At 37.0% G+C, this 473-nt stretch carries 1 protein-coding gene; it reads right to left on the bottom strand.

Annotated elements, in window-relative coordinates; genetic code table 11:
- Positions 1-70: 70 nt before the first annotated feature.
- A partial coding sequence (locus ACYVRH_RS14550) for a type 2 periplasmic-binding domain-containing protein (protein WP_461257579.1) occupies positions 71-473 on the bottom strand: 403 nt, incomplete at its 5' end.

Raw genomic sequence — 473 nt, 5'->3', positions numbered from 1 at the left:
AGCTAAAGCGTCCCATGTTTTTTCCTGAGTGTCATATTCGGTATAATTAAGGTGGGCGGGAAATATTTTATTAATATATTCCTGAATATATTGTTTCCTTGCGCAAGCCCACATGCAAATGAAAAATATCGTTAATGTCAATATTACGAAAATCCGCTTTTGATACAAACGCGAAGTTATCGCTTACAATCGGAACATCCGACCATAAAAAACGCCCCTCATATTCCTTTATTTGAAACAGTTCCGGTATGATCAGCGTTTTACCGTTTTCAACATTTTTTATCATGTCCAGTACCGGCGTATTTTGGTCGTTGGCAGGTTGGAATTTAAGCCCTGTAAGTTTTTCGATTTCTTTCAGCGCCTCAAAATAAATTCCTTCCCATTTATTGGTGCGGAAATTGAAAAAAGAAATAGGATAATTACTGAAGTCCGCGCCAACCGGTATAACAGGGTTGTTTTTTATATAGTAGATT

The sequence above is a fragment of the Treponema sp. R80B11-R83G3 genome (assembly GCF_054786115.1).
The sequence above is the reverse complement of the archived record's forward strand: the minus strand, read 5'-3'. Positions and strand labels throughout refer to the sequence as shown.